Below are 18,873 nucleotides of genomic sequence, written 5' to 3' on the forward strand. Positions count from 1 at the left end.
CCATGGCGCAAATGACAATGATTCAAGCGATCACTGATGCGTTACGCACAGAACTGAAAAACAATGAAAACGTTCTGCTTTTCGGGGAAGATGTAGGCGTTGCCGGAGGCGTATTCCGTGCAACTGAAGGCCTTCAAAAAGAATTCGGTGAGGACCGCGTATTTGACACGCCGCTTGCTGAATCCGGTATCGGCGGTCTCGCTCTCGGTTTAGGCCTGCAAGATTACCGTCCTGTTATGGAAATCCAATTCTTCGGATTCGTATATGAAGTAATGGATTCAATCTCAGGACAAATGGCTCGTCTCCGCTACCGTTCCGGCGGACGCTGGACTTCTCCGGTGACAATCCGTTCTCCATTCGGCGGAGGGGTTCATACACCTGAACTTCACGCTGACAGTTTGGAAGGCCTTATCGCTCAGCAGCCGGGTATTAAAGTTGTTATCCCTTCCACTCCTTACGATGCAAAAGGACTGCTGATTGCCTCTATCAGAGACAATGATCCGGTTGTTTTCTTAGAGCATATGAAACTTTACCGTTCTTTCCGTCAGGAAGTTCCTGAGGAGGAATACACAATCGAGCTTGGCAAAGCTGATGTGAAACGCGAAGGTACTGACCTTTCTATCATCACATACGGCGCGATGGTTCATGAGTCGCTTAAGGCTGCTGAAGAGCTTGAAAAAGAAGGCGTTTCTGCTGAAGTTATCGACCTTCGCACTGTAAGTCCGCTTGATATTGATACGATTATTGCTTCTGTTGAAAAAACAGGCCGCGCAATTGTCGTGCAAGAAGCTCAAAAACAAGCCGGCATCGCTGCCAACGTTGTAGCTGAAATCAATGACCGCGCGATTCTGAGCCTGGAAGCTCCGGTTCTGCGTGTTGCGGCGCCTGATACAGTATTTCCTTTCTCGCTTGCTGAGAGCGTATGGCTTCCAAACCATAAAGACGTTCTTGAAACTGCGAAAAAAGTTCTTGAATTTTAATCAGGCATCATAAAAGACGGTAAAGAGAGTCCTTTTCTCTATATGAAGGAGTCTGTTTACTAGGTTCAATGCTTGCGAATGCATAACTAAAATTTGCTTAATCAACTAGGAGGTCGAAAACTGTGGCATTTGAATTTAAACTTCCGGATATCGGGGAAGGTATCCACGAAGGCGAAATCGTAAAATGGTTTGTTAAGCCGAACGACGAGGTAGAAGAAGACGATGTTCTGGCTGAAGTGCAAAATGATAAAGCAGTGGTAGAAATTCCTTCACCTGTTAAAGGAAAAGTATTAGAATTAAAAGTTGAAGAGGGAACAGTTGCAACTGTTGGACAAACGATTATTACGTTTGACGCACCTGGTTACGAAGATCTTCAATTTAAAGGAAGCCATGATTCAGGAGATGCGAAAACTGAAGCTCAAGTTCAGTCGTCTGCTGAAGCAGGGCAGGATATCGCTAAAGAAGAGACTCCTAAAGAGCCTGCAAAAGAAACCGGCGCAGGACAGCAGGACCAAGCGGAAGCTGATCCGAACAAACGCGTGATCGCGATGCCTTCCGTACGCAAATATGCCCGTGAAAAAGGCGTGGATATCCGTAAAGTAACAGGTTCAGGCAATAACGGACGTGTTGTAAAAGAAGATATCGACAGCTTTGCAAATGGAGGAGCGGCTCAAGAAGCGGCACCGCAAGAAACAGCTGCACCTCAGGAAACAGCTAAACCTGCAGCGGCTCAGGCTCCTGAAGGCGAATTCCCTGAAACACGTGAAAAAATGAGCGGTATCCGTAAAGCGATCGCGAAAGCAATGGTGAACTCTAAGCATACTGCACCGCACGTAACTCTTATGGATGAAGTTGACGTAACAAATCTTGTTGCTCACCGCAAACAGTTCAAACAAGTTGCTGCTGATCAAGGCATCAAGCTGACTTATCTGCCTTACGTCGTCAAAGCATTAACATCCGCTTTGAAAAAATTCCCTGTTTTAAACACATCTATTGATGATAAAACAGATGAAGTGATCCAAAAACATTACTTCAACATCGGAATTGCAGCGGATACCGAAAAAGGCCTGCTTGTGCCGGTAGTGAAAAATGCCGACCGTAAAGCCGTTTTCGAAATCTCTGATGAAATCAACAGCCTTGCTACAAAAGCGCGTGAAGGCAAGCTTGCACCTGCGGAAATGAAAGGCGCTTCTTGCACGATCACAAATATCGGTTCTGCCGGAGGCCAATGGTTCACACCGGTTATCAACCACCCAGAGGTTGCGATTCTCGGTATCGGCCGTATTGCTGAAAAAGCGATCGTCCGTGACGGTGAAATTGTAGCTGCTCCTGTCTTAGCTCTTTCTCTCAGCTTTGACCACCGTATGATTGACGGAGCAACTGCACAAAATGCGTTAAACCACATCAAGCGTTTACTGAACGATCCACAACTTATTTTAATGGAGGCGTAATGTTATGGTAGTAGGAGATTTCCCTATTGAAACAGATACTCTTGTGATTGGTGCGGGACCTGGCGGCTATGTAGCTGCCATCCGCGCTGCTCAGCTTGGACAAAAAGTAACAGTCGTTGAAAAAGCAACTCTTGGAGGCGTTTGTCTGAACGTCGGCTGTATTCCTTCAAAAGCGCTCATCAATGCAGGCCATCGTTACGAGAATGCAAAACATTCAGATGACATGGGAATCACTGCTGAGAACGTAACGGTTGACTTTACAAAAGTCCAAGAATGGAAAGCTTCTGTTGTAAATAAGCTTACCGGCGGTGTTGCAGGTCTTTTAAAAGGAAATAAAGTGGACGTTATAAAAGGGGAAGCTTATTTCGTAGACAGCAACTCTGTCCGCGTAATGGATGAGAACTCTGCGCAAACATACACATTTAAAAACGCAATCATTGCTACCGGTTCTCGCCCTATCGAATTGCCAAACTTCAAATATAGCGAACGCGTTCTGAACTCTACAGGCGCACTTGCGCTTAAAGAAATTCCGAAAAAGCTCGTTGTTATCGGCGGCGGATATATCGGTACTGAGCTTGGAACAGCGTATGCGAACTTCGGAACTGAATTGGTTATTTTAGAAGGCGGAGATGAAATTCTTCCTGGCTTCGAAAAACAAATGAGTTCTCTCGTTACCCGCAGACTGAAGAAAAAAGGCAACGTTGAAATCCATACAAGCGCTATGGCTAAAGGCGTTGAAGAAAGACCTGACGGCGTAACAGTTACATTCGAAGTAAAAGGCGAAGAAAAAACGGTTGATGCTGATTACGTATTAATCACTGTCGGACGCCGTCCGAACACTGATGAGCTCGGCCTTGAGCAAGTCGGTATCGAAATGACTGACCGCGGTGTCATTAAAACAGACAAGCAGTGCCGCACAAACGTACCGAACATTTACGCAATCGGTGACATCATTGACGGACCTCCATTGGCTCACAAAGCGTCTTACGAAGGTAAAATCGCTGCGGAAGCTATTTCAGGAGAGCCGGCTGAAATCGATTACCTCGGTATTCCGGCGGTTGTATTCTCTGAGCCTGAACTGGCTTCTGTCGGTTACACTGAAGCACAGGCGAAAGAAGAAGGCATTGAAGTCGTTGCAGCTAAGTTCCCGTTTGCAGCAAACGGACGTGCGCTGTCTCTTAACGAAACTGACGGCTTCATGAAGCTGATCACCCGTAAAGAAGACGGTCTTGTAATCGGTGCGCAAATTGCCGGCGCAAGCGCTTCTGACATGATTTCTGAATTGAGCCTGGCGATCGAAGGCGGAATGACTGCTGAAGATATCGCAATGACAATTCACGCTCACCCGACATTGGGCGAAATCACTATGGAAGCTGCCGAAGTAGCAATCGGAAGCCCGATCCATATCGTAAAATAATAATGTAGCAAAGAAACAGCCCCCGTTTGTAAAAGCGGGGGCTGTTTTTATTGTGCAAGCACATGCTGCATAGGTTTGATGATATCCTCTTTTTTCTTTACGGATCCCTCAATCTTCATGACCACATGCCGCTGATTGATCACCATCAGCGCAGGGAACGTGTTGATTTCCTCTTCCCATCCCTTTCTGTTGTCATAAACCTTCATTTGATCGACATGATGGGGATATTTCTTTTCTAAATCAAGGATCGCATCGTAATAAGGCACTTCTTTATCTATATGATTTTCATCGGAAAAAAACAAGATTTGAGTGTGATGAATGCTGTCGATCCGGTTTTTTTTGAATGGACTGACAGTAGAAACCGAACAGCTTGACAGAACGAACAGCATCAAAAAAAAGGGAATCACCGTACGGTAGCGCATCTATCTTACTCCTCTGTTTTATATAATATATTGGTTCATCCATTTATAAGGACTATATCAAGTGTATCACGAGAGGTGAAAAACCTAAGGCTTGTTACTGAATTGTTATATAATTGAAACCGTTTTTAATGAAGAAATAATACGTGTGACAACTTGCGCAGCCGATGTGTAAAAAAGGCACATTGTTTTTCGTGAGAGCGCTGTTTTTTCGTTATACTGGGGGCAAAACCATATCAGGAGGGATTGTCATGTATAAAGCCGCTGCAGCCGTCGTATGTATGTGCTTACTCGCCGGCTGCCAATCAAATGAAAAAATGCAAACAAACAAACCCCATTCTCAAGCCGCGGCCAATCACGCCAAACGGGAAAACCACCATATAAAAGAGGAAAAACAGAAAAAACAGAAGGCGGAGCCCCGTTACTATATCAATCCGAAAAGCTTTTCTGTGGAAAAAATGGATGAACAGAAAGAGAAAAAACCGATCGCATTGGTAACGATCGATGACGCGCCTGATCAGCATGCCGCTGAGATTGCGGACAAACTGCATGATCTCAATGCGTCAGCGATCTTTTTTGTAAACGGACATTTTTTGAAAAAAGATGAAAATAAGAAAGCGCTTAAGCATATTCATGAGTTAGGTTTTATGATCGGAAATCATACAATGACTCATCAAAACTTAAAAGATCTTTCCGAACAAAAACAACGGGAAGAAATCATTGGCGTCAATAAAGCGGTTGAAAAGGTAATAGGAGAGAAACCCGCATTTTTCAGGGCGCCTTTCGGAAGCAATACGGACTACAGTGACAGACTTATAAAAAAAGAAGGTATGGTGAAAATGAACTGGACCTTCGGGTATGATTGGGATCAGAAATATCAATCCAAAAAAGCGCTTACCGATATCACACTGAGCAGTCCTTATCTGCGGGACGGGGCCAACATATTGATGCATGACCGCAAATGGACGGCTGAAGCCATGCCGGACATTGTAAAAGGATTGCGTCATAAAGGATATACCGTGATTGACCCTCGGGCTATAAAAAGACCGTAAAAAATAAATGTGTTATACAATTTATCAGTTGACATATTAAATGTGACATAATAATATAATAACAACAAGTAAAAATTAAGCGTTTTCAAATTCTGAGAAATGGGGAATGACAGATGGGTACAATTGTTTGCCAAGACTGTAACGAAGCGATTCATTACTTTGAGGATGAGAAGGTCACGACGTTATACGGAACATGCTGCGGACAATGCCAGTGTCATCTTGAAGAAGAGTAAAAAGCGTAAAAAGGCCCGAAACAATTTCGTTTCGGGCTTCTTTATATTTATTGGATGGCTTTTTGCTCTTTGATGACTCTGATCATTTCAAGCGTTGCATCTTCGGGACCCTGCACAGGAAGGCCGGCGTCCAAGTTTTTAAAAATGTAGCTGATATTTTCTTCAGTAATAATCTCACCCGGAATAAAGATCGGAATTCCCGGCGGGTACACCATGACAAACTCTGCGATGATCCGTCCCGCGGATTCTTTTAACGGAATGACTTCCGTATTTGCGTAAAACGCGTCTCTTGGCGTCATCGCTAACAGAGGAATTTCAGGAAGCAGAACTTCGGTTTGCTGATGAGCATAGTCATTGGCGGAAGCCTGCTTTGAAATGTCTGTAAGCGCGCTTACAAGACGGTCGGCATCTCCTGCTCTGTCTCCGGGGGTGAAAATACATAAAATATTATACAAATCGGACAGCTCGACTTCGATATTATATGATTCGCGGAGCCATTTTTCAACGTCATGCCCCGTCAGGCCGAGGTTTTTGACCGAAATGATTAATTTAGTCGGATCATAACTGAAGGCAGCTTTAGACCCTGTGATTTCTTCGCCGACACAGCGGATGCCTTCAATTTGATTGAGGCGTTCCCGTGTCTGATCCGCCAGCAGAATCGTATCTTCAAGAAGATCGCGGCCTTCTGTAGCGAGGCGTTTTCTTGCGACATCCAGTGAAGCGAGAAGCAGATAGGATGTTGACGTTGTCGTCAGCATGCTTAAAATCGACTGTACTCTTTCTTTGGAAACAAGGCCTTCTCTCACATTTAAAATGGAACTCTGCGTCAGGGAGCCTCCCAATTTGTGCACGCTTGTGGCTGCCATATCAGCGCCCGCCTGCATGGCGGACAGAGGAAGCTTATCATGAAAATGAATATGCACGCCGTGCGCTTCATCGACAAGCACAGGCACATTGAAAGAATGCGCGAGCTTTACAATGCTGCTCAAGTCAGCTGCCACACCGAAGTACGTCGGATTTATGACAAGCAGGCCTTTTGCATCAGGGTGCTCCGTCAAAGCCCGCTCGGCGGACTCAAGCGTAATGCCGTGAGAAATTCCGAGCTCATCGTCAATTTCCGGGTGTATAAAAATCGGCACCGCTCCGGAAAATACAATGGCCGACATAATGGATTTATGAACGTTTCTCGGGATGATGATTTTATCTCCGGGTCCGCATACGGCCATGACCATCGTCATAATGGCGCCGCTCGTCCCTTGTACGGAAAAGAAGGTATGGTCTGCGCCGAATGCTCGAGCGGCCAGATCCTGGGCTTCTTTAATTATGCCCTTTGGCGCATGTAAATCATCCAGAGGTTCGATATTAATTAAATCTATGCTTAACGCGTTTTCTCCGATAAATTGTCTGAATTCCGGGTCCATTCCCGCGCCTTTTTTATGGCCCGGAATGTGGAATTGGACAGACTGTCTGTCCGCGTGCTTTTTCAGTCCGCTGTACAGGGGTGTTTCATGTTGCGGCAATTGTTTTCCCACCTTTATCATAATACCTACGGATTAGTTTGTATTACATTCAGTTTTATTACCCGTTTTTTAAACGTAAAACAAATGAATTATATTATGAACTTGAAAGAAAGTAAAGAACAATTTATGATCTATGGAAGATGCTTATTTTGAGCATGATTATAAAGGAGTGAAGACATTTGGAATATCAATATCCGATGAATGAGGACTGGACGACAGAGGAGGCCGTGGATGTCATTGCTTTTTTTCAGCAGGTGGAAAACGCCTATGAAAAAGGAGCTGACCGAGACAGACTTCTGAATGCGTACCGCCGCTTTAAAGAAATCGTTCCCGGGAAAGCGGAAGAAAAGAAAATCTGCAGCCAATTTGAAGCTGACAGCACCTATTCCCCGTATCGGACTGTGAAACAGGCGAAACAATCAGATCAAGCGATTATCAAAATGTAGACAAAGCGAGCCGGCAATCGGCCCGCTTTTTATGTTATGAGACTTTCTGAGTCAGTGTGTATAAAAAGGAAAGCTTCCTAAAAGCGTCTTCAATGGTTTGCAGGAATTCATTGTTGTTCATGTTGATCACGTCTTCTTTTTGCAGCTGAATGCCGCACAAAAGCTCTGCTTTTTTCACTGTCTGCAGGCGTTCAAATAATGTTTTCAGCTGCTCCTGATCCATGTCGGACTGCTTGTACGCACCTGGCTTCGTATGATCCGGCGACCATACAAAATGACCGGGAATCTGTTTTGTGATGTCCTCCTGCTTCGCTTCCAGCAATCTGCCGTATTCCTCTTTTATCGGAGATTCATAAATGATGGCAAACCATACAAACATATGGGTGTCCCATAAACCGATCTGAAAGTGAGGGAGTTTCTTATACCCGCGTTTGCTGTTGGCAAAGGCAACCCAGCTGTCAGCCGGCGGGTTGACAGATCTTCTCGCGTGCTTGGCGACATGCGGGAACATTTCATCGCCTGTCAATGCTGACAATGTCGGTGCGAAATGCTCTCCTAACAAGGTCAGCTTCGGACGGACTTGTTCTTTTAACACCTCCATGCGCGGATTTAAACCTTCTATTGTAAATGTATCGAAGTCTTCTTTTGTAAAACGCATCTGAGTCATCTTTTTCCTCCTTATCGTAAGTATTCATATTTTACCACAGCCGCCGCCGGCCGCAAAAACATTGAGAACGTTTGAGCCGAGAGGATTGGGGTAAAAAACGAATAGGTAAACACACAATTTTAAGAATGTTGTTACAGCCGAATATAAGTTTCCATACGATATAAGAAGTATCATTAATAAATTGGAAAAATGGGATGCTTTTTTAACAAATGATCTCTGGAAGGGGCGAAAGACAATGAGGCAAGTGGTGAAGGAAGGATTCAGGGAGGAAAAAAATAACCGTGTAGCTGTCTGGAGACTAGAGGTTGATTATGAATTGGCAACCCTGTATGAGGCCATGCAAAAAGAGAATGAAGATCAAATCGATCTCAGTAAAAGAAAACTGGAACGTCTCAGAAAAGAAAGGATTCGGCTTAACGGATAAAGAATAGTAAAAACGAACCGCAGGAAATGGTTCGTTTTTACGTGAGAAGGCATTTTTTTCATTTTCCTTGCTTTTTCATCGCCTTTATCAGTATGCTATAGAATAAGCTATACATAGAAAAGAGGTACACGGTATGACAAATTGGACGGAAATTGATGATATCGCAAAAAAATGGGTAAAAGAAGCCGGAACGAGAATCAGACAATCCATGCAGGAAAGCTTGACGATTGAAACAAAATCAAATCCGAATGATTTAGTCACAAATATTGATAAAGAGACGGAGCGCTTTTTCATTGACCGTATACAAGGAACTTTTCCCGGACACCGGATTCTCGGAGAAGAAGGGCAGGGGGATAAACTCCGCTCCCTTGACGGAATCGTCTGGATCATTGATCCGATTGACGGAACGATGAATTTTGTCCATCAAAAGCGGCATTTCGCGATCTCCATCGGCATCTTTGAAGACGGAAAAGGCAAAATCGGCTTAATTTATGATGTGATGCAGGACGAACTGTATCACGCATTCAGCGGAAAAGGGGCTTATCTGAACGACACGCCGCTTGCTCCTTTAAAAGAAGCTTCCATTGAAGAAGCCATTATTGCAATCAATGCCACATGGGTGACGGAAAACAGAAGGATTGACCCGAGTATTTTGGCGCCGCTCGTAAAACGGGTCAGAGGAACGCGTTCCTACGGTTCGGCGGCACTTGAGCTGGCCAGTGTTGCGGCCGGCCGCATTGACGCATACATTACGATGAGGCTCGCGCCGTGGGATTACGCTGCCGGCTGCGTGCTGCTGAACGAAGTCGGGGGCATTTACACGACCACAGACGGCGAACCGTTTACGTTTTTAGACAACCACAGCGTGCTTGCGGGCAATCCGGCAATACATAAAATTATCTTTGACGACTATTTACATGCTGACAGGTAGAGATTTTGAAGAAGAAGATCTCGGGTTTCTGGAGCAGCTGGCGACATCACACCCGGTGTGGAAAAACGAAGAGTTCGGAACAAAAAATGCGGCGGAGTTTATGCTTGCATACTCCATGTACAATGGAACATGGCTCGTATGGGAGATTGACGGCGCTCCTGCCGCCGTCAGTTTTCATTTGGAATGGGCGCCTTCAAACGGAAAACCGTGGCTCGGAACCGTGGCCGTCGCTCCGGAAGCAAAAGAGAAAGGAATCGGACGCGCGGTCATTGAAGAGATTGCGGGCCGGCTGAGAGGGGAGCATAAAGCGATGTTTTCAGCCGTTCCCCTGGACAGGCAGGAATGGGTTTTGTTTTTAAGCCAATGCGGCTTTGAACAGCTTAAGCTTGAAAAAGACGATCGTGAAAAGACATATATGATCATGGTGAAGCCATTGTGAAATGTTTCAGATATAAAAAAGAGACCGGATTTCTCCGGTCTCTTTTCTTGTTTACAAGCCGACCGCATTCCAGGCCGCTTCTACGCTTGCAGCGTCTTGAGAGCCGTAAAGGTCCCGCGCTGATTGAATCAAAGCTGCTTTTGCATCTTTAAAGTTTGATGACGGAGTGAGATATACCGTTAGTGCGCGGTAGTAAATCTGCTCCGCTTTTTTCACGCCGATTTTTGTAATCGTGTTGTAAGCGGCTTTGTTCGGAATTCCGCTGTTTGTATGCACGCCGCCGTAGTCGCCGGCATCAGTGTTCGGAAGGTTTTGATAATTTTTGTAATGGTCGGGCTGTCCGTATTTTGTCGGAGTGGATAAACTGCGGAGAGCCGGCTGGCTGACCGTAATATCTTCACCGATATCCCAGTCCTCAGTATCATTGAAGTATCCGAATACATCAGAGAAGGATTCGTTTAAAGCGCCCGGCTGATTTTCATAGTTCAGGTTGGCTGTTTCCTGTGTAACACCGTGTGTCATTTCATGGGCCGTTACGTCCATTGAACCGGAAAGAGGCGAGAAGAATGAGCCGTCACCGTCACCGTAAATCATTTGGTCGCCGATCCAGGCCGCGTTATTGTATTTGCTGCCGTAATGAACGGAAGATACGATTTTGCCGCCTTTATTGTCGTAACTGTTGCGTTTAAACGTCTGATAGAAATAATCGTACACTTTGCCGAGATTGTAATGCGCATCAACGGCAGCGCGCTGAGAAGAAGTTGTGAACTGGTTGGTAGTGCTTGATACGAGCGTGCCCGGCAGGTTATACTGTCGGTTTTGCAGATCGTACGTAATAATTTGCGTTCCGGTAGGTTTAGAAAGATCACGCATTACATATTTGCCGCTTTCAGAAGAAATATTTAATGAGACCGTTTTTCCTTTAAGAGTCGTACCTGTTCCGGTTGCAGCGGCATGCTCCACTTTGTTTTGCTTTTTCAGGACTTTCCCTGTCTCCGCATCAACGGTTACTTCCCAGTTAGCTGGTTCCGGTTCGATGTAGCGGATGGTTACATCATAGGCGAGGCGGTATTTACCGTCTTTTGTGGCCGCTGCTTTCAGCTCGGCTTTGTTTTTGTTTGCAACGTTGCCGTTAGAGACGGCTTCAGGTGATTTGCCGATTGCTTTAAAAGCATGATCCAGCGCTTGATTTGCAGATAATTTTTTGCTGTTTGCCGTTTTGGCAGAAGCATCGTTGTTTAATTCTCCGTTAATCGCATAGACATTGTTGGATTTATCGACGTGAATAATGACTTGCGAGTCTTTCACAGGCACACCGTTAACGACAGGCACATAACGGAAGTGCTTGTAGCCGAGATCATCGGTCGTGTGGTCAATCAGCTTCAGTCTCTCAGAAGGATTGCCTTTGAAGACTTTGCCGTTTTGTTTCAAGTATTGCTTGATTGCTTTGTCACTGACTGAAGGCAATTCAGATTGCACCAAAGAATGCTTCGGCACAAAGTTCGTCAGGTTTTCTTTAAGCTGAGGATTCTCAGCGGCCTGAACACCCGGAAGACTGATGGTTAAACTCATAAAGGAAGCGGCGACAGCAACAGACAATTTCTTACCTAAACCCACAATAAATCCCCCTTTTTGAAAATAATGAAAACTTATATTGTTATAATAAACCAGCATTCTCTCATTCTGCAATATAAAACTAGACTCCGCTGATGAATTGATAGAATCGTCCCGGAAAGGCTTCCGTCGGCCAGCATCGGGGGATAAGCCGAGAGGCACGTGTTGAATCAGACATGAGTCGAATGATGCGATTTATTCTGAAAAAAATGACAAATGAAGTCGGGAAAAATGATAGGGGAAAAATGTTCCGATTTGTAAAACTTTTTTATAGCCGTTTGTCTAAACGGGTGAGGCCTTAATAAACGAAAAGGATTGTTTCAGATGTCAGAGATTTTCAGTCATTTTATTCAGCATTTCGACAGATATTTCAAGAGCTGTCTTACGAAGAGATTGCTGATGTTTTGGACTGGAGTCTTTCGAAGGTGAAGAGCACCCTGTACAGGGCGAGAATGCAGCTGAAACAGCACTTGGCGGAAAAAAGGAAGGACGGACAGATATGACTTGCTGTTTAGTGAGGGATTTACTCCCTTTATATATTGAAGGCGATTGTGAAACAGAAACGGAGCGGTTTATTTCCCGCCATCTTGAATCATGCGGTAAGTGCGGGAGTTTATATCATATGATGAAGGAGCCGCTTGACCTCGGCAGCCCTGAGATGAAGGCGCCAGCCTGTTATGCAGAAGAAGAAAGGCGGTTTAAGGAACGGTATTACGGGAAGCTGCTGATAAAAGCAGCCTGTTTGTTCGGCGCTGTTTTCTTTATCATGCTGATCCTTAAACTGCTGATTTAAAAAAACGCCCGGCTGAATGACCGGGCGTTTTAATCCGTTTACTCAGCCGGATGAAAGGCTGTATAAATGCCTTCAAGCAATTCCTGGGGCAGTGAATTAAAGAATCCGGCACACAGCTTTGCTTCTTTTTTTCCTGCTCCTGCTTTTTCAGCAAGGTTCTGATCAAACGTATACACACCGTCTTCTTCAATCAGCGCAGATTGAAGGATATGAAGACTTTGGGAAAAAGCGGTGAACAGCTGATCAACGATAAGGGCCTCTTTTTCCGTAAAGCCGAGCTCCACCGCTTTTTCTTTATTAAATGTATATTCGCCGTCCGTTTTCTCAATACATTGGGAAAGAACGGTTAAAAATTCGGTTGAACTGTCCCACAGCTTTTGAATGATCTGGGCTTGTTCTTGATCTAATCCCAATTCCACCGCTTTTTCGCTGTCAAAATAATAGACACCGTCTTTTTCGTAAATCGATTGGCTGATGATGTCAATGAGTTTTGCCGCGTCTTCCGGTGTTTTCTCTGCGGAAGCCTGCAGGATATGCGGTTCATTTGCCTGGATCGTTTTTGCGCCGGCAGAATCAAGCGGACTGAATGCAAGCAAGGCGGCTGAGGCGGTTGCGGCGGCAGTTACAGCGGTTTTCTTCAAAAAAGATGTTTTCATTTCGTTCTCTCCTTGTTATGTGTATTTGCTTACAGCCACAAGTATAAAAAGCCAGTGATGGAATTGAAATAGGAAGTTTGGTATTTTCTGCATAACGATGCCGGACTAATTCCGGCTGCCTTTTCTGACGGACTCTGCTGTTGTCACTAGGATGCATGCCGCTGTTTCCGGCTTCCTGACTAGGCGGCGGGGGAGATAAGCCTTACATCCCGCCGGTTTTGAGGATGCAAAAAAGCCTGAATTTTTCATTCAGGCTTCATACAATATTGTGCTTTTCATGTTTACGGAATTTTGCAAAGGGTCATGCTTTTAATCAAGCAGTCCCTGTTCGCGCATTTTTTTCTTTACAGTGAAACCGCTTCCCATCATGGCGATAACGAGAACAATGCTTCCGATGACACCCCATGCGCTTTTCTCAGCGATTGATACGCCGATCAGCATCATGCTGAAGACTGCTGCGAATGCAAATAATAATAAGAGCCAATTCAATTTTTTCATATTTCCATCCCCTTTAACGTCATACTTTCAGTTTACAGAAAAACGTGACGCTTTTAAAGAGGATGTGTGGTATAATATGAAAGTTATCTAATTTTTTTAGGAGATGAAAATGTGAAACTTCGAAACGATCTTCGCAATATCGCGATTATTGCCCACGTTGACCATGGGAAAACGACTTTGGTAGACCAATTGCTTCACCAAGCCGGAACATTCCGTGCCAACGAAAATATTGCCGAACGCGCAATGGATTCAAACGATCTTGAACGTGAACGCGGTATTACAATTCTCGCGAAAAATACTGCGATTAACTATAAAGATACACGCATTAATATTTTGGACACTCCGGGACACGCCGACTTCGGCGGAGAGGTTGAACGGATTATGAAAATGGTTGACGGCGTTCTGTTAGTCGTTGACGCATATGAAGGCTGCATGCCGCAAACCCGTTTCGTTCTGAAGAAAGCCCTTGAGCAGAACTTAAATCCGGTTGTCGTCGTAAACAAAATCGACCGTGATTTCGCCCGCCCGGAAGAAGTCATTGATGAAGTGCTTGATCTGTTCATCGAGCTGGATGCAAACGAAGAACAGCTTGAGTTCCCTGTCGTCTACGCTTCTGCGATTAACGGAACGGCAAGTCTTGATCCGAAAAAGCAGGACGAAAACATGGAATCACTGTATGAAACGATTCTTGAACATGTCCCTGCACCGGTTGATAACGCCGAAGAGCCTCTTCAATTCCAAGTGGCGCTTCTTGATTACAATGACTATGTCGGCCGTATCGGTATCGGACGCGTTTTCCGCGGCACGATGAAAGTCGGCCAGCAGGTTTCATTGATGAAACTTGACGGAACGGTCAAATCATTCCGTGTAACGAAAATCTTCGGTTTCCAAGGATTGAAACGCGTGGAAATTGAAGAAGCGAGAGCGGGAGACCTCGTTGCCGTTTCCGGTATGGAAGACATCAACGTCGGTGAAACGGTTTGTCCGGCTGACCACCATGAGCCGCTGCCGGTTCTGCGTATTGATGAGCCTACGCTTCAAATGACATTTGTCGTAAACAACAGCCCGTTTGCAGGCCGTGAAGGCAAATATGTCACAGCCCGTAAAATTGAAGAGCGTCTGAACGCACAGCTTCAAACAGACGTCAGTCTTCGTGTCGAACCGACGGCATCGCCTGACGCATGGGTTGTTTCAGGACGCGGTGAGCTTCACCTGTCTATTTTAATTGAAAACATGCGCCGCGAAGGCTATGAGCTTCAAGTGTCTAAACCTGAAGTTATCATTAAGGAAATTGACGGCGTAAGCTGCGAGCCTGTTGAGCGCGTGCAGATTGACGTGCCTGAAGAGCATACCGGTTCTGTTATGGAATCAATGGGTGCGAGAAAAGGCGAAATGCTCGATATGATTAATAACGGAAACGGCCAGGTCCGCCTGATCTTTACCGTACCTTCACGCGGGCTCATCGGCTATTCTACTGAGTTTCTGTCACTGACACGCGGTTTCGGTATCCTGAACCACACGTTTGACAGCTATCAGCCGATGCAAAAAGGCCAAGTCGGAGGCCGACGTCAGGGTGTGCTCGTTTCCATGGAAAATGGAAAAGCGACATCTTACGGAATTCAAGGTATTGAAGACCGCGGCGTCATCTTCGTTGAGCCGGGCACAGAAGTATATGAAGGCATGATTGTCGGCGAACATAACCGTGACAATGACCTTGTCGTCAATGTCAGCAAAATGAAACAGCAGACAAACGTCCGTTCCGCAACGAAGGATCAAACGACTACGATTAAGAAAGCGCGCATTATGTCGCTTGAAGAATCACTCGAGTACTTAAACGATGATGAATACTGTGAAGTAACACCGGAATCCATCCGTTTAAGAAAGAAAATCCTGAACAAAAACGAACGTGAAAAAGCGGCGAAAAAGAAAAAAACAGCAGGAATGTCTTAATCACTTGCAGAATTTGAAAAGATAGAACCCGAACGGAAAAGGGGAGGGGATCTTTTTGAATGAAGTAAGTGAACGGCTGTCGTTCTTTGCTGCGCTTTACCAAGTGGATGAGCATCCGCTGACGGGAATGTGGCTGTTATACGGAACGATCGTCGTGCTCTCGGTGATTGTATTTAAACTCGGCTTTGCCAAAAGGCTGCCGGTTTTAAAGGCTGCGGCAGTTTATCTCTTTCTTGTGCTCGGCTGCACCGTGCTGACTTTTTTCGGTGTGTTTCTGCCGGTCGGAGAAGGGCTTGTTGTCGCCGCCTTGATTTTGATCATTTACAAAATCCGTCTGCACCAGTCCAAAAAAAGCCAGTCAGCTAAACCGCAATAAAAAAATGACCTTGCCTTTCGGCGGGTCATTTTTTTATTGGTTTATTTTTTCACTTTATCTTTTTTCGTTTTTTGCCCTGAATGAAAGGGGAAGTGTCCGGTATTCAGCCGCGCCTCTGTTTTGACTTTGATTCGGTCATGGCATTCCTGGCACATATATGTATGAATCGGACGGTTGCGGAGGCGTTTGGCTGTCAGTGTTTCATCATCAATTTGTTCAATTTTGTCGCAAATGGAACATTTAACTCTCATTGATTTTTCACCTCTTTCACTATGACAAGCATTATATCATGGATGACCCGCCTGCCAAAGGGAAAGAAAGCAGCGCCCTTCCTTTGTAGCGGGCGCTGCTTTTTACCGGCGGTTATTCATGTGATGATCCGATTGATCATTCTGCTCTTTATGCAGCTTGTTCTGCTCTCTTTGGTTCAGCTGGTCATCATTCGATTTAGTCGGTGATTCTTTTTCATTGTCGGTCACATCATTCGGAACTTCCGGCATGACACGTCCGACGATGGCGGCGAGTTCGTCTAAAATGCCTGAAACCGGACGTCCGGCCTTAATATCGCTGCCCATGCCTCTCAGGCGGGAGACTGTATCAGGATCAGCGACGACAACGGCATTGGCGCCGTAAGGATCGTTTTTTAACGCTTGGGCAACGGTGTATTTAATGCTTTCCACTTTGCTCCGTTCTAAATTGTCATACACATCGATTCCGACGACTGAGTATCTTCCGAGTACGACCGCGGTGGCATCTGTAATGCCTGGGATTTTTTCAGTCACTTCGACTAGATGCTTTGCAATGTCTGTCCGGCCGGGATTCGCAGCTGTTTCAGGAGCTGTATCACTCACATGAATCGGTTTTGCTCCGCCCTGATCGGTTGATTCGTTTTGGATATTGCTGCGCCCGCGGCCGTCCTGTACAGCGGTGCAGCCGGTCAGAATAAATAAAGCTTGTATGATAATGAAAAGAATTCGCACGTCAGATTCCCTCCTTTAATGCTTTCATTTCTTTTATTGTTGAATTAACCTTCTATCTTTATTCACCAAATCATATATTTTAGCAGGCATCCCCGTTTTTCACGAAAAGAGAAGCACACGCTGGGCTTTGATCCTTATTTTTCAGGAGGCTGAGACTTGAGTAAAATTTATGTGTTAGATACGAATGTACTTTTGCAGGATCCTAACGCCATTTTTTCTTTTGAAGAAAATGAAGTTGTCATCCCCGCCGTCGTGCTGGAAGAGGTCGATTCAAAAAAGCGGTATATTGACGAGGTCGGGAGGAATGCGAGGCACGTATCTAAGCTGATAGACGGGCTCAGGGAGAAAGGAAGGCTGCACGAAAAGGTTCCTCTTGAAAGCGGAGGAACGCTCAGAATTGAACTGAATCACCGGTCATTTCATCAGCTTCAGGAAATTTTTATCGAAAAAACAAATGATAACCGCATTTTGGCGGTGGCAAAAAATTTAAGCCTTGAGGAGGAAACGAAAGAAAACGGCCGCCCCGTCATCCTGGTCAGCAAGGATGTGCTGGTCAGGGTAAAGGCGGATGCCAGCGGGCTTTTGGCGGAGGACTTTTTAAACGACAGAGTCGTTGACCATGATGAAATATATAGCGGGTACAAAGATATATTTATGAATAAAGAGCGGTTTGCCTCGTTTTATAAAAACAAACAAATTTCAGTCAAGGAGCTTCAGCAGCATCAGGTTTATCCGAATCAATTTGTGCTGATGAAAGATGAATTAGGAGGATCTTCGTCTGCGGTCGGCATGGCAGATAAGAAAGGCGAGACCGTAAAAAGACTCGTTTTCGATGATGAGCACGTATGGGGTATCAGGCCGAAGAACGTCCAGCAGACAATGGCGCTTGAACTCCTGCTGAGGGAAGATATCCCGCTTGTCACCCTGATCGGAAAAGCGGGAACGGGAAAAACCTTGCTTGCTCTCGCGGCAGGGCTTCTGCAGACGGAGGATCTCGGTATTTATAAAAAACTGATCGTCGCGCGTCCCATCGTCCCGGTGGGAAAGGATATCGGATATTTGCCGGGCGAAAAAGAGGAAAAGCTCAAGCCGTGGATGCAGCCGATCTTTGATAATCTTGAATTTTTATTCAATGCGAAAAAGCCGGGTGAACTTGAAGCGATTTTGGCAGGAATCGGATCGATTCAGGTGGAGGCGCTGACATACATTCGGGGAAGAAGCATTCCGGACCAATTTATTATTATTGATGAGGCTCAGAATTTGACGAGGCACGAGGTCAAAACGCTTTTGACTCGGGTGGGAGAGGGCAGCAAAATTGTCCTGATGGGCGATCCGGAGCAAATAGATCACCCATACTTAGACAGTTTAAACAACGGACTTGCTTATGTTGTAGAACGGTTTAAAGAACAAACCGTCTCCGGCAGCGTGAAGCTTGTGAAAGGTGAGAGATCCGGCCTTGCACAGCTTGCCGCCGATTTGTTATAAAACTTCGATTTCTGTGACGCCCGTTATTGGTTTTTCAAAGTCTCCGTCCACGTAAAAATGGACCGGGCCGCCGTCTTGAAGGGGTTTCCCCGCATCGCTGAAATGCGCGATTGCGTCCATCGCCTTTTCGAGCGGCACTTCGGTTCTTTCTGATTTTGAAATAAATGCGCACAGGACAGCGCTTTCTTTCGGCTCGGCATTTGCTAAAACAGCGCCGAGCTTCATGGCGAAGCTGCCGTTCATCAGTCTTTCTTTTTCATAACGTTTTTCGCTTTTTAAAGTCGGCGGCGAAATGCGCCCTTCTCTGATCACCCGTTCCGGATCAAGCGTATGCTCCTGGGTTTCTGCAGAGCCGTCCGGATGAACGGGCTGATTTTTTTCAAACGGAAACTTGCGGTCATCGAAAATCCAGACACTCGGATCAATTGTAATCGGGTATGTAACATTGCCTTTTACTTGAATAACGCTCATGGTGAAGCCCCCCTTTACTTAAAGTATAAAAGTTTTCGCATGAATTGTCACTTTGCGTTGCAAATTAGATG

At 45.5% G+C, this 18,873-nt stretch carries 22 protein-coding genes and 1 pseudogene; 14 read left to right on the top strand and 9 right to left on the bottom strand.

Annotation, left to right across the window (positions count from 1 at the left end):
* Positions 1 to 2: 2 nt before the first annotated feature.
* The 3 genes from pdhB (at position 3) to lpdA (ending at position 3,848) form a co-directional block, all read left to right on the top strand.
* Positions 3 to 980, top strand: coding sequence for a pyruvate dehydrogenase complex E1 component subunit beta (pdhB, locus tag NYE50_RS08230; RefSeq protein ID WP_003154528.1), 978 nt, complete (start codon positions 3 to 5; stop codon positions 978 to 980).
* Between the two features lie 122 nt (positions 981 to 1,102).
* Complete coding sequence (gene pdhC / locus NYE50_RS08235) at positions 1,103 to 2,431, top strand: pyruvate dehydrogenase complex dihydrolipoyllysine-residue acetyltransferase (RefSeq protein WP_014417649.1); 1,329 nt, start codon at positions 1,103 to 1,105, stop codon at positions 2,429 to 2,431.
* A 4-nt stretch (positions 2,432 to 2,435) separates the two neighbouring features.
* Complete coding sequence (gene lpdA, locus NYE50_RS08240) at positions 2,436 to 3,848, top strand: dihydrolipoyl dehydrogenase (RefSeq protein ID WP_007409663.1); 1,413 nt, start codon at positions 2,436 to 2,438, stop codon at positions 3,846 to 3,848.
* A 47-nt stretch (positions 3,849 to 3,895) separates the two neighbouring features.
* Here lpdA and NYE50_RS08245 read toward each other — a convergent pair whose 3' ends face one another.
* Positions 3,896 to 4,270: a hypothetical protein gene (locus NYE50_RS08245; protein ID WP_159354118.1), complete on the bottom strand. Its 375-nt coding sequence runs from the start codon at positions 4,268 to 4,270 to the stop codon at positions 3,896 to 3,898.
* A gap of 248 nt (positions 4,271 to 4,518) precedes the next feature.
* On the opposite strand from NYE50_RS08245, the gene NYE50_RS08250 reads away from it, so the two are divergent.
* Together NYE50_RS08250 and NYE50_RS08255 are read left to right on the top strand one after the other, a co-directional pair.
* Positions 4,519 to 5,319: a polysaccharide deacetylase family protein gene (locus tag NYE50_RS08250; protein WP_104843323.1), complete on the top strand. Its 801-nt coding sequence runs from the start codon at positions 4,519 to 4,521 to the stop codon at positions 5,317 to 5,319.
* A 113-nt stretch (positions 5,320 to 5,432) separates the two neighbouring features.
* Positions 5,433 to 5,552, top strand: coding sequence for a GapA-binding peptide SR1P (locus tag NYE50_RS08255; RefSeq protein WP_003154518.1), 120 nt, complete (start codon positions 5,433 to 5,435; stop codon positions 5,550 to 5,552).
* Positions 5,553 to 5,599: 47 nt separating this feature from the next.
* On the opposite strand, the gene NYE50_RS08260 is transcribed toward NYE50_RS08255, so the two are convergent.
* Positions 5,600 to 7,072 (bottom strand): aminotransferase class I/II-fold pyridoxal phosphate-dependent enzyme, encoded by a 1,473-nt coding sequence (locus NYE50_RS08260; protein ID WP_159354119.1) that lies wholly within the window; start codon positions 7,070 to 7,072, stop codon positions 5,600 to 5,602.
* Positions 7,073 to 7,251: 179 nt separating this feature from the next.
* Between NYE50_RS08260 and NYE50_RS08265 the strand changes: the two genes are divergently transcribed.
* Positions 7,252 to 7,518, top strand: coding sequence for a UPF0223 family protein (locus NYE50_RS08265; protein WP_007409667.1), 267 nt, complete (start codon positions 7,252 to 7,254; stop codon positions 7,516 to 7,518).
* A 34-nt stretch (positions 7,519 to 7,552) separates the two neighbouring features.
* On the opposite strand, the gene NYE50_RS08270 is transcribed toward NYE50_RS08265, so the two are convergent.
* Positions 7,553 to 8,185, bottom strand: a complete 633-nt coding sequence (locus NYE50_RS08270) for a DUF1054 domain-containing protein (protein ID WP_159354120.1) — start codon at positions 8,183 to 8,185, stop codon at positions 7,553 to 7,555.
* A 235-nt stretch (positions 8,186 to 8,420) separates the two neighbouring features.
* Between NYE50_RS08270 and NYE50_RS08275 the strand changes: the two genes are divergently transcribed.
* From NYE50_RS08275 to NYE50_RS08285, 3 genes are all read left to right on the top strand, one after another.
* Positions 8,421 to 8,609 (top strand): hypothetical protein, encoded by a 189-nt coding sequence (locus NYE50_RS08275; protein WP_159354706.1) that lies wholly within the window; start codon positions 8,421 to 8,423, stop codon positions 8,607 to 8,609.
* 133 nt (positions 8,610 to 8,742) lie between these two features.
* Positions 8,743 to 9,540 carry an inositol-1-monophosphatase gene (suhB, locus tag NYE50_RS08280; RefSeq protein ID WP_007611181.1) on the top strand — a complete coding sequence of 266 codons (798 nt, stop codon included), beginning with the start codon at positions 8,743 to 8,745 and terminating at the stop codon, positions 9,538 to 9,540.
* A complete protein-coding gene (locus NYE50_RS08285; protein WP_060561733.1) occupies positions 9,527 to 9,979 on the top strand; it encodes a GNAT family N-acetyltransferase in 453 nt (150 codons plus the stop codon). Before suhB ends, NYE50_RS08285 begins: the two co-directional genes overlap by 14 nt.
* 51 nt (positions 9,980 to 10,030) lie before the next feature.
* Here NYE50_RS08285 and NYE50_RS08290 read toward each other — a convergent pair whose 3' ends face one another.
* Positions 10,031 to 11,596: a M4 family metallopeptidase gene (locus NYE50_RS08290; RefSeq protein ID WP_007409672.1), complete on the bottom strand. Its 1,566-nt coding sequence runs from the start codon at positions 11,594 to 11,596 to the stop codon at positions 10,031 to 10,033.
* Positions 11,597 to 11,961: 365 nt separating this feature from the next.
* Here NYE50_RS08290 and NYE50_RS08295 point away from each other — a divergent pair.
* A pseudogene (locus NYE50_RS08295) lies at positions 11,962 to 12,096 on the top strand (RNA polymerase sigma factor); the annotation flags it as partial.
* On the top strand, positions 12,093 to 12,386 hold the full coding sequence (locus NYE50_RS08300; RefSeq protein WP_007409673.1) for an anti-sigma factor family protein: 294 nt from the start codon (positions 12,093 to 12,095) through the stop codon (positions 12,384 to 12,386). The pseudogene NYE50_RS08295 and the gene NYE50_RS08300, both read left to right, overlap by 4 nt.
* A gap of 38 nt (positions 12,387 to 12,424) precedes the next feature.
* Here NYE50_RS08300 and NYE50_RS08305 read toward each other — a convergent pair whose 3' ends face one another.
* Positions 12,425 to 13,042 carry a hypothetical protein gene (locus NYE50_RS08305; RefSeq protein WP_021493730.1) on the bottom strand — a complete coding sequence of 206 codons (618 nt, stop codon included), beginning with the start codon at positions 13,040 to 13,042 and terminating at the stop codon, positions 12,425 to 12,427.
* A gap of 309 nt (positions 13,043 to 13,351) precedes the next feature.
* Positions 13,352 to 13,540, bottom strand: coding sequence for a YlaF family protein (locus tag NYE50_RS08310; protein WP_016936245.1), 189 nt, complete (start codon positions 13,538 to 13,540; stop codon positions 13,352 to 13,354).
* 111 nt (positions 13,541 to 13,651) lie between these two features.
* On the opposite strand from NYE50_RS08310, the gene typA reads away from it, so the two are divergent.
* Positions 13,652 to 15,490, top strand: a complete 1,839-nt coding sequence (typA, locus tag NYE50_RS08315; RefSeq protein WP_016936244.1) for a translational GTPase TypA — start codon at positions 13,652 to 13,654, stop codon at positions 15,488 to 15,490.
* A 55-nt stretch (positions 15,491 to 15,545) separates the two neighbouring features.
* A complete protein-coding gene (locus tag NYE50_RS08320) occupies positions 15,546 to 15,866 on the top strand; it encodes a YlaH-like family protein (protein ID WP_015239793.1) in 321 nt (106 codons plus the stop codon).
* Between the two features lie 41 nt (positions 15,867 to 15,907).
* On the opposite strand, the gene NYE50_RS08325 is transcribed toward NYE50_RS08320, so the two are convergent.
* Positions 15,908 to 16,117 carry a YlaI family protein gene (locus NYE50_RS08325; protein ID WP_159354121.1) on the bottom strand — a complete coding sequence of 70 codons (210 nt, stop codon included), beginning with the start codon at positions 16,115 to 16,117 and terminating at the stop codon, positions 15,908 to 15,910.
* Between the two features lie 102 nt (positions 16,118 to 16,219).
* Positions 16,220 to 16,846, bottom strand: a complete 627-nt coding sequence (locus NYE50_RS08330) for a YhcN/YlaJ family sporulation lipoprotein (protein WP_159354122.1) — start codon at positions 16,844 to 16,846, stop codon at positions 16,220 to 16,222.
* Between the two features lie 156 nt (positions 16,847 to 17,002).
* On the opposite strand from NYE50_RS08330, the gene NYE50_RS08335 reads away from it, so the two are divergent.
* Entirely contained in the window at positions 17,003 to 18,331 is a 1,329-nt protein-coding gene (locus NYE50_RS08335; RefSeq protein WP_159354123.1) for a PhoH family protein, read from the top strand.
* Here the strand turns inward: NYE50_RS08335 and NYE50_RS08340 are convergent.
* Positions 18,326 to 18,802 (bottom strand): hypothetical protein, encoded by a 477-nt coding sequence (locus tag NYE50_RS08340; RefSeq protein ID WP_007409680.1) that lies wholly within the window; start codon positions 18,800 to 18,802, stop codon positions 18,326 to 18,328. The two genes, NYE50_RS08335 and NYE50_RS08340, sit on opposite strands and share 6 nt — an antisense overlap.
* Positions 18,803 to 18,873 lie beyond the last annotated feature (71 nt).

It is taken from the genome of Bacillus sp. EU55 (genome assembly GCF_038005925.1).
Lineage (GTDB): Bacteria > Bacillota > Bacilli > Bacillales > Bacillaceae > Bacillus > Bacillus velezensis.